The organism is Acinetobacter kyonggiensis (assembly GCF_900107285.1).
In the GTDB taxonomy this organism is placed as follows: domain Bacteria; phylum Pseudomonadota; class Gammaproteobacteria; order Pseudomonadales; family Moraxellaceae; genus Acinetobacter; species Acinetobacter kyonggiensis.
The window spans coordinates 1-11,264 of record NZ_FNPK01000014.1 but is presented as its reverse complement, the minus strand read 5'-3'; the positions used below and the strand labels follow the sequence as shown (position 1 = coordinate 11,264).

At 39.9% G+C, this 11,264-nt stretch carries 4 protein-coding genes and 1 pseudogene; all 5 read left to right on the top strand.

Features of this window, described 5'->3' with window-relative positions; translation table 11 throughout:
• The first annotated feature begins 11 nt into the window (after nucleotides 1-11).
• Complete coding sequence (locus tag BLV99_RS11665; RefSeq protein WP_092690822.1) at nucleotides 12-2,711, top strand: hypothetical protein; 2,700 nt, start codon at nucleotides 12-14, stop codon at nucleotides 2,709-2,711.
• Nucleotides 2,698-6,804 (top strand): beta strand repeat-containing protein, encoded by a 4,107-nt coding sequence (locus BLV99_RS11660; RefSeq protein ID WP_092690820.1) that lies wholly within the window; start codon nucleotides 2,698-2,700, stop codon nucleotides 6,802-6,804. Before BLV99_RS11665 ends, BLV99_RS11660 begins: the two co-directional genes overlap by 14 nt.
• Before the next feature lie 265 nt (nucleotides 6,805-7,069).
• Nucleotides 7,070-7,564, top strand: coding sequence for a hypothetical protein (locus tag BLV99_RS11655; RefSeq protein WP_092690817.1), 495 nt, complete (start codon nucleotides 7,070-7,072; stop codon nucleotides 7,562-7,564).
• A 39-nt stretch (nucleotides 7,565-7,603) separates the two neighbouring features.
• Nucleotides 7,604-10,294 (top strand): beta strand repeat-containing protein, encoded by a 2,691-nt coding sequence (locus BLV99_RS11650; protein WP_092690815.1) that lies wholly within the window; start codon nucleotides 7,604-7,606, stop codon nucleotides 10,292-10,294.
• Nucleotides 10,295-10,473: 179 nt separating this feature from the next.
• Nucleotides 10,474-11,169 (top strand): annotated as a pseudogene (locus tag BLV99_RS11645) (SdrD B-like domain-containing protein); the annotation flags it as partial.
• Nucleotides 11,170-11,264: the final 95 nt, after the last annotated feature.

Genomic DNA, 11,264 nt, shown 5'->3' with positions numbered 1-11,264 from the left:
GATAATAGAAGATGAATATAATGAATACATTCGAAAATTTCCGTACCAAAATCATTTCCTTTGCTGTTTTAGTCAGTACTGTGCTGGTGATGCAGCAGTCCAGTTTTGCAGCTGCTTCGACTCGGCAAATTATCAGTAATATGGCAATTGGTGAATATACTGAAGAAGGCTCTACGGTTGTTCAGGTCAGCCGCTCGAATTTAGTTCAAACCACGATTCTGCCTGTTTATTCAGTCAACTTAACGGCAAACAATACAAAAACTGTTGTTGCAGGGCAAACTGTGTATTTCAATCATACACTGAGCAATACGGGTAATGAGGTAGATCAATATACCTTTGCTGTCAGCAATAATACTGGCGATAGTTATGATTTGAGTAATTTATCCATATTTTTGGATAAGGATAATAATGGCGTGCCAGATGGTGCGGCAATTACATCTTATTCTTTAAGTGCGGGTGAATCTGTTGGTCTTATTGTGGCAGCGAATGTGCCGAGTGGCGCGACTGTCAGTCAGAATGGTTTATTAACATTAAATATCACATCTTCAAACAATGCCTCGGGTACTAAAACCAATACCGATACGACTAAAGTAACCAACCAATCTGCTTTAGTGGTGCGTAAAAAGTTTTCTCAAACCTCCGTAGCCAATGGTGATGTTGTGACTATTCGCTTGGATTATCAAAATCTAAGCAGTGTGGCAACCGGCAGTGTAACCTTAACCGATACGCTTGATTCTAGTTTGGTATATCAATCAAATAGTGGGGAAAATTGGAATGGCACAGCGGTTGATTCAGGTATAGGAAATGATCCAGCAGGGATTAATTACAGTGTCACATCCAATGTGGTCAGCGCTGTATTAAATACAGTAGCGGCAAATAGCGTCGGCTATATTGAGTTTAAAGTTAAAATAAATAAAGTGTTGGCTGGCACAGTTAACAATACCGTTAGTTTTCAATACGATCATGATAATGACAATAATGTTTCCACATTGCCAATTTCTGATTTAAGTAATACCGCAGTCGTCAATGTGGCACCAATTTATGCGGTCAAAATTAATGGCAGCACAAGCGATGTAAACAACAGTACTGCAATTACTGCTGCATCAGTCATGCAAGGTGGCGAGCTAGTTTTTAATAACTATGTTTGGAACACAGGAAACAGTGTCGATCGATTCAATCTAACTTTGACTGGGAGTACATTTCCTGCGGGTAGCCAAATTGAGTTTTATCGTGCGGATGGTGTAACACCATTATTAGATAGTAATGGTGATGGTATTGCTGACACGGGTTTATTGTCATCGAGTAGCAATTTACCCATCGTTGTCAAAGTACGTTTACCAAGTAGTTATGCGGTTACAGCAGATACAACATTTGAGGTTTCACCTCAGGCTCAGTCTTTAGGTGATACAACTAAAATAAGTGTGATTAAAGACCAAGGTAGTTTATTGGTAACGACAGCCGCTCGATTGGTCGATTTAACCAATAGTCCTGAAAATAATGCTTTGGGTAATGGCAATGTTGATAATGCGGGCGCTGCTTGGAAAACTGTAACGACATCAACCAGTATTAATCCAGTCGCTGGTGGTCAAGCAGTTTTTCCGTTGAAGGTAACTCATACAGGTGTTGGTACAGAATATTTACTCAGTGCAAATGCAAGCAGCGATTTTAGCAGTCTAACTTTACCCAGTGGCGTGAATCGAGTTCGTTTTTATGCTTCTACCCTTATTAATAATATTCCAAGCTGTGAGGCTTTAGACGCTGAAATTGGTAAAACCAGCTATCTGAATAATGGTGAAATTCAGCTTGTATGTGCTGTGGTTGAAATGGATAAAATAAATGACAGTGTGACTACATCCATTTATTTCCGTGTTCTCTCTACAAGTTTTGTCAGTGGCAATAACAGCAGTAATCCAAGTCAAGATACAATTAAAAATGCGATTACCATTCAAAGTGTAAATGCAGTTGCACAAGTGGAATTTATGCCGAACTCCCGCGGTCAAGTGGCCCCGCTCGGGACTGTGGTTTACAGTCATACATTAATCAATAACACGAATGCTGATCTTAGCGGCAACTATAGTTTTCTGATTAGTGATGATCAACAAGCCTTTAATAGCACACTTTTCTATGATGTGAATGGAAATGGGGTGTTTGATGCGGGTGATTTAGTCATGAGAAGTTTGGCTGATTTGCCAAGTGGTAAGTTGGCTGCACATCAGCAGGTAAAATTATTATTACAAGTGAAAAACATGGTGGCAAATAATATTGCTCAAGCCAATAACACAATTGTAAATCTAGCAAACTCAACGAATGGTCAAGTCTTAGCATCAATAACCGATGTTACAACAGTCAATCAAGCGCAGTTGAAGTTAAGTAAATTACAAGCACGAGATTTTGACTGCAATGGTACAGCGGACGAAGCATACAGCACCAATACTTTGAACATTGGTCAGCAAGTCAATGGTGATGGGCAATGTGTTTTATACAAAGTGATTTTGACCAATACCAGCGCAGCGGATTTGAATCGTGTTTTTACTTTTAGAGATATGACACCTGTTTATACAGTGCTATCACAATCTCCAGTGTGTACATCTTGCAGCAGTGTCACCAGTCCTGCAATGGGACAGGTGGGGGCATTAACTGGAACGTTAAATAGTGTAATGGCAAATCAAAGCTACGAATTTAATTTTGGGGTGCGCTATGTTGGGCAGTAATCAAAATATACAGAAAAAAATATACGAGTTCAGTGTGCGATATTGTTTTGCTTTATGGATAATAATAGCGACTTTTTTTATTAGCCAAAGTATTTTTGCGGTTACATTTGATTCAACAGCTGCTACAGCTCGTTTTGAAGTTACTGGTACGACACAATCGCCAATTGTACGTGGCGGATCGGGAACACAAGTGATTACGGTTCAGAACAAAGGACCTAATAATGCAACAAATACTGTTGCAATAGTAAAAGCAAGTTTATCTACAGGTGTAACGATTGCTTCTGTAACTTCATCTGTAGGATCTTGTTCTGGGAGTGGAGCTGGACCTTATACTTGTAGTATAGGTTCTGTGGTGAATGCAGGAACTTTTATTTTAAGTATTACCTATAATGTAAGTCTTGCTGCATCAGTTGGAACAGCACAGCAAATAGCAGTGAGTGTAAATAGTGATCAGTATAACCCAGGTAGTGGTTCAGGGGAAATATTGCACAATGCTTGGGGTGCGATTGGTGCTGAAACAACAGCTTCACAATATGGTGCATTTTGGGTTGGACGGACGAGTACTACTGCAACTTGTAATACAAAATCATCTCCTTGTTTATTGGGTTCTGCCTCGGAAGAAGGTGATGCTTTATTGTCAGCTTGGCCAAAAGATCAGGTCAATCCTACAGGGCAATATTTGAATAGTGCCGTAACAGGTAATAATAACGATACTTATTTTACTAGCGATACTACAAATCCAACAGTGAGCCAAGTTGTACCGAATATTAGTACTTATGCATATAAATCATTGGTTTTAAGTCAAGGCAGTAACTTTGTAAATAACCGTCGTGCATGGCAGTTTTCAAGTTATCTTTATATCCCAGCTTCAACCACCAGTGTTTCCCTCTGTGTGGGTACGAGCGGTGCAATGATTGATGATGGTGCTTATATTACGTTAAAAAAATCAACGGATAGTACTCGAACAGTAGTTCAAAGTCCGCGAGATACTTATGATAGTACCAATGCTTATGTTGTCACAACGACAGGTTTGAGTAGTGGTTATTATGAATTGGTTTATCGTATGGTCAACCAAAATAATGTGAGTAGTGGTGAGAATGCACCAGGTCAATATGGTGCTGTTGGTATGTCATTCAATGGTGGGTCTTGTACTGATGCAAATTTACAAAATGCCTTAACAGCAGGTTTTCCTACATATATTAGTATTGTTAACCCAGACTCAGATTTAGCGATTACTAAAACAAATAATACGAGTCTTGCTGTTGGTGGCACATCAACCGATTATATTGTGCGTGTAACAAATAATGGTCCTGATGCTGCGGTAGGTGCGATTTTAAAAGATGCTGCGGTGGCGAGTTTAACTAAAACAGCGATCGCATGTACCACAACTGCAAGTAATAAATGTACTTCTGGTACAACACCAACCATCATCGCGATTGAGTCGGGTTCAGGCTATACTTTACCGACTTTGGCGAATGGTGAGTTTTATGAGTTAAAAATTACAGCCACGGTTGCAAGTACAAGTACACTAACTTCAGTTAGTAATACAGCGACTGTAACAGCACCAGCAAATACAACAGATTCTGTATCAACCAATAATAGTGCAACAGATACGGATAGTATTCGAGCACGTATTCGAATTGCAAAAATCTCTAATAATGGATTTGGTTCTTTTAATTTTACGGGACTGACCAATTTACAAGATAGCAGTGGTAATAGTGTAACAACAGATACTGTGACTACTATAGCAAGTGGAAGTGCAGTTACATCTAGTAACTCTCTCTATAGTTCAAATTTAAATAATGCAGTTTTGATAAGCGAGACCATTCCTGCCAACTATAATTTAAGTTCTGCCAGTTGTATTGATAGTAATGCAGCGAACTCAGGGAATCCTGCAACAGCATTTGGTACATTGTCATCCGGTCAATTGACGATCCCTGCTGCAAATATTGTGGCGGGTGCAAATATTGTTTGTACATTTACCAATAATCGTAAGAGTGCAACTTTTCGAATTGCAAAAGCTTGGGGAGCCAATAGTGTGAGTGGTAATGTTGCTCAGATTGCGGCAACGACAGGTTTGACGAATAATACCAGTGCATTAACGAGTACAGCTCCAACCAATCTGAATGGCTCAAGTGTGACTGTGTATGCAGGAGAAACTGTTACTTTACCTGTAGAAACCATGACTACAGGAAATCTCAATAATTATAATACGATATTGTCTTGTAGTGCAGGAGGTGGGGCAACTGCAAATAGTCTTTCTGGTACAAATGGTCAAAGTAGCAACTCTTTAACTGTTGGCGATGGTGATGAATCTAAATTAATTACATGTACCTATACCAACACACGTAAGAGTACAACTCTAACACTAAGAAAGACATGGGCGAATGCCAAATTAAATGATGCGGCGACAGTCAGTGCGACAGGCTTAACCAGCTTAAGTTCAACAGCGAATACCGCGAATGAAACAGATGCAGGCACAGCACAAACTGTTTATGCGGGTGACGTGATTACACTTTTAGAAACGATCACAACAGGTGCAGGAAATTATACCGCTGGCTTGGCATGTACAGGAAACACAACTGCCTTAAGTGGTTCACAACTGACGGTAAATGCTTCAGATAGCTCAGTGGTGTGTACCTATACCAACACCCGTAAGAGTGCAACGCTTACCTTAAGAAAGACATGGGCGAATGCTAAGATTGCGGATTCTGTGACGGTTAATAGTGCAGGGTTTATTAATAATGCTTCTGTATCTTCGATTGTAACAACTTCAGGAAATGACACAGCAACAAGTACTATTGTGACAGTTTACGCTGGAGAGATCGGAACAATTGTTGAGAGTTTTATAGTGGGTAATCCTACGGATTATAATTCATCATTAGCTTGTTCTGGGACAACTGGATTAGTAGGTAATTCACTCACAATAAATGCAAATGATACAAATGTACTTTGTGTTTACACTAATAGTAGAGTGACTCAAGTCATAATCTCTGGAAAAGTGTTTGATGATAATAGTGGTACAACAAATAACATTGCTAATGCTTACAATGGTATCCAAGATAATGGTGAGCTTGGAATTGCGAATAGCTTAATTCTTCTGAATGATTGTAGCTCAACGCAAGTAGCTACAATCAAGACGAATGCTAATGGTGAATATAGCTTTAGTGTTAATCAGAATTCATTACCATCATCTTTTTGTATCGTTCAGCAAAATTTACCTGAGTATATTTCTGTAAGTGGAACCAATGGATATACTAGATCAACAGATACGATTGCTTTAACAAAAACAAGTGCAACGAGTTACACAGCAAATAACTTTGGAGATGTCATTGTTAATGTTGTGTTAAGCGAAGATGGGCAACACACCGTGATTGCGGGTGATGTTACAGACTATCCTCATCGTTTAACAACACAGACACCCGTTCAACTGACTCAATTATTGCAAACCCAAACGCAACAACCTAATTCCAGTATTGATCAGCAGTGGCAAGCTTTGATTTATCGCGATACCAACTGTAATGGTCAGGTGGATATGGGCGAAGTTGTATTTAGTCCAAGCGTAGCAAGTTCTATTTTATTACAACCAAGTGTTGATATCTGTTTAGTACAACGTGTACATGTGCCAACCAATGTTGTTGCTGGTGCTCAGCATATTGGAACACTTAAAGCAAATTATCAATTTGCTTTAACCAATCCAGCAGAGACGATTTCTAAGCAGACTGTTAAACGTCAAGATGTGACACTTATTGGTAGTGCTGGCTTAACATTGACAAAAAAGGTCCGTGCAGTTGCAAACTGTTCTTCAACGCCAGTAGATTCCAATGGTTTTGTTACAAATAACGAAGTGCAAAAAATAGATAATTTAGAGTACGAAATTATCTATAAAAACAATAGCAGCAAGAAACTTCAAAACGTAAAAATCAAAGATAGTTTACCAATAGGTACTAATTTTGGCAGTATCAGCTGCGCCTCAACGCCTAGCGGAAACACGTGTAGTGCAACTAGCTTGGGTAGTTCATTGCAATGGAATTTAACCGGAGTGTTAAATCCTGCTGCTACAGGGGCGCTCAGATTCTGCGTCACACAATAATGCTGAGCGTAAGCAAACTTTAAATTAGCAAAGATGGATTTTAAATCAGCAAAGGCAACTGGAACACCAAAATGGACAAAATTGGTATAAAAGTTGCTTTGCTTGAATCAATTCGTATTTAACGTAAAAAAGTGTGATATTTATCAACAAAAGCGTATCAAAATGATGTATTTTTGTAATTATCTGGCGTTTATTTGAATAGTGTATCGAAAAAGTCGAAGCTGCAGTTCAAAAAATGGGATCGTGCGTTTTGGAGCAAGAAAATATGTATTTAAAAAATCAATGGAAAACAGGTCTACTTGCAGTGGCAGCTTTACTTTTAGCTGTGAATGCAAGTGCTGAAACTAAAGTTTCAAAAGACCCTGTCTCAGTAGAATTAAAAACTTATCTGGTGAGTGCAAGTGCGGATGGAAAGCCGACGGCTAAGTTAGTTACCAAAGTTAAGCCGAATGATGTGATTGAGTATCGTGCAACGTATACCAATAACACGGCTGGAAAAATTAAAAATCTTGCAGCGACTTTACCGATACCGGTAGAAACCCAATTTTTGGCCAAGTCACAGCCAGACAATGCTCAAGCAAGTACAGACGGTATGAATTTTGCCCCGATGCCTTTAAAGCGCAAAGAGGGTAACCAAATGGTGAATGTTCCGCTTAAAGATTATCGTGCATTACGTTGGACCATTGCAGAGCTTCCAGCAGGAAAAGCTGTCACGGTTTCGGCTCAAACACGTATTAATAGTGAAAAAACCAAAAACTAAACAAATCGACATTAAATATTCAATCGGGGTAAGTTCCAAATGTCAAATCAAACACAACGTTTAAAGTTCACGCAACTCGCAGCATCTATTGCCTTGGTTGCTGGCGGTGCTGCATTTGTTCCAGCAGCGAATGCTGCTGCGCCAACTGCGGGTACAAATATTAGTAACATTGCATCTGCAAGTTATACAGACAGTACAGGTAATTCTAAAACAGTTACATCAAACGTAGTAACAACCACTGTTTTACAAGTGGCCAGCTTTACTTTGGTGTCTGACCAGACCAAAACTGCAAATGCCAATGGTCAAGTGTCTTTATCTCATACCTTAACCAATACAGGTAATGGTAGTGATACCTTTAACGTGGGTGTTGTAAATAACGATGCGCGTAATAACACTTCAGATCAGTATGACTTTAGCGGTTTAAATGTCTATCTTGATGCGAATAAAGATGGGGTTCCAGACAGCCAAACGCCTGTTACCAGTATCGCTTTAGCAGCTGGTGAGTCGGTGAACTTAATTGTACAAGCAACAACAGCAAGTACTAATGTGACCGCTGGGGATCTTGGTAAGTTGACCGTTTCAGCAACGAGCAGTTTCGATACAAATATCACTGCTCAAAACGTTGATACTGTTAAGATTACCAATGGTGCAGTCATTAGCTTGGTTAAGTCTGCAAGTGTAAAAAATGTAGATGCAACTCAAGCGAGTACGACAGCGCGTGAAGTTGAATACAGCTTAGCTTATCAAAATACAGGTAATACGACAGCAACTGACGTTACCATTACCGACATACTTCCTGCGGGTTTAACCTATGTTGCTGGTTCTGCAACGGTCAATGGTACGGTATTAACGGATGCTGCTGATACAGATAAATATAATGTTACTGGTGGTGTAGTAACATTAGTTGTTCCTACTGTTGTTGCCAACAGTGGTGGTGTTTTAAAATTCAAAGTTAGAGTTGATCTAAATACGCCTGCAGGTACTATTACCAATACTGCAGAAGTGGATCCAGATGGTCCTGGCACAGAAGGTAAAACACCGTCTAACCCGAATGACATTACAGTGTTAAGCGTTAAAAAAGGGACCATCAATGATAGTACTACTGATGCCTTTGCCGATGGTGTAACGCCAACAGCAACAACTCCTGTGGATGACATCATTACTAAGTCTACTACTCAAGGTACGCCAGTTATCTTTGGTGGAATGGGTACTGGTGTAGAGCCAATTGTTATCCATAATACGGGTAATGTTACTGAAAGTTTTAACATTACTGTGAATAAAGCTGCTTTACCGTCAGGCAGTATTGTTGAGCTGTTCAAAGCTGATGGTGTAACACCATTAACCGATACCAGTGGTGATGGTATTGTTGATACTGGGCCAGTAGCAAGCAATGCGGTATACCAAGTTGTTGCTAAGATTACGTTACCATCTGGGTATTCTACGGCATCCGCAATCAATACCATTTTAACCTCGGTTCCTGTTACCAATCCGACCGCGACAGATACCATAACTTTAAGCATTGATAAAGTCACCGCTTCTACAGTGGATTTACATAATGGTGATGCTACGAATAGTACAGGTTCTGTTACAGGTTCATCAGGTAAAGATACTGGGCAATACGTTGAAACTAAATCAGCTAAGCCAGGCGTAGCCGTTAATTTCCCATTAACGATAGAAAACAAAGGTGCAACTGGAGATAACTTTAATTTATCTACAGCACCAGCATTGCCTACAGGCTGGACAGTTCAATATTACCTAGCAGATGGTTCTGGTAATCCAACAGGTGCTGCAATCACCAATACGGGTAATATTCCCGCTGCTGGCACAGTTAATTTTGTTGCTGTTGTCACATCTCCTGCAAGTGCTCCAGCAGGTGACCAAGAAGTGATCTTCAAAGTTGCATCTCCTGCAACTGGTCTGACTGATGTAATGTCTGATCGTGTCACTGTAGAAACAAATCGCGTACTTAGCTTGCAAAATGATCGCACGGGTCAAATTGCTCCTGGGGGTACGGTAGTCTACAAGCATACTTTGACCAACAACGGTAACATTGTTGAAGGTGCTACTGCTGGTAGTTTGCCATATACGATTACGAATGATCAGGCTGCAAATGGTTGGGTAACAAGCTTATTTGTTGACTTAAATAACGATGGTATTGCGGATGCAAATGAGTTAGTCACAGGCAATGATCTTGCAGCATTAACTGGCAGTATTGCGCGTAGCACTGCTGTTAACTTACTGATTAAAGTTCAAGCGCCAACAAATGCGACTGCTGGAACACCAAGTTCAGTTGTATTTACCATCTTACCTACACCGGTGGGCAATCAGTCAGTTGTTGCACTCGTGAATACTGATTTAACCACGGTGACGAATGGTCAAGTGCGTTTGGTAAAAGAACAATCTCTAGCGAATTGTTCTAGTGGTGCTGCTACGGGTGCTTATACACAAAATACGGTCTCTGCTAAACCAGGTGATTGTGTGAAGTATAAAATTACAGCGACTAATGAAGGTAATGCTGATGTGACGAATGTGGTGATTAGCGATGCGACACCTGCTTATACTACGTTAAAAGTAATTGCAAGCGCGTCTCCTTTAGCAACTAATGCATCATTAAGTACATCAACGACTGCTTTAACAGATGGTTCAACAGGTACAGTTGCTGCTGAAAAAACACCTTTAGTGCCAAATACAAGTGCAGTATTAGAGTTTGTCATTAAAGTTAATAATTAAGATTCATTTGATGATCTTTGATCGTTAATTATGAATTGATTAAGCATGTGAGCATTTGCTAAATGCAGGTGCTCACATCACATAATTTTAAAATTTGTTTTTATTTAGACTATTTAGTTAAAGGGTAGAGCGCTGTGCAGCGACGGAAGCAATTTCAAGTATGTCAGAACATGAGTTTCATGTTATCCACGTTGGCAATATCGATATTGTCAGCGCAGTACGGTCATGCGGCGAATATGCCTGAAGTCGGAAGCACTATTCAGAATATTGCTTATGCAACCTATATCGCACCAAATGGTATACAACAACAGTCAGTTTCCAATGCTGTGGAAGTCAGTGTTTCAGCATTATATGCAATTGCGTTAACGTCACCACCTGTACAGGATATTGAACCGAGTGTTCGTGTGATTTGGGCGAATACACTGTCAAACAATAGTAATGCTTCAGTAAATGTTCAGCTAGAAGCACTAACAATAAATCAACTCAGTAATATTAAAATTTATATAGATAGCAACAAAAATGGTCAATTCGATGCCAATGACCAGCAATTAATAACGACTGTACCATTACAAGTGGGGCAGAGCGTTAATTTGTGGGTTGTTGCCACAGCCAGTGCAAATTTAATCGAAGCGCAGCAATTTAACTTGCCGATCAAGGCCGTAGTGGGTGAAGATCAGAATGCGACAGCTGCAGCGACCAATAGTGCTGTGAGTTATGGCGCAAAATTAGTGGCCACAAAAGAAGTATTACAAAAGACGTTTGAACCCTCTGCTGTAGCAAATTATGACTTGAACTATACTTTAAACATTAGCAACCAAGGTCAAAAAGCAGCGAAGCCTACGGATGTTATGGTGGATGGTCAACTACAGAAAATGGGGCACTGTTGCAAATAGGCTGACATGATAAGCTAAATATCTTATTTATTTCGAGATACAGCAGATGAATCCCTTCCATGGTCGGCACTTTCAAG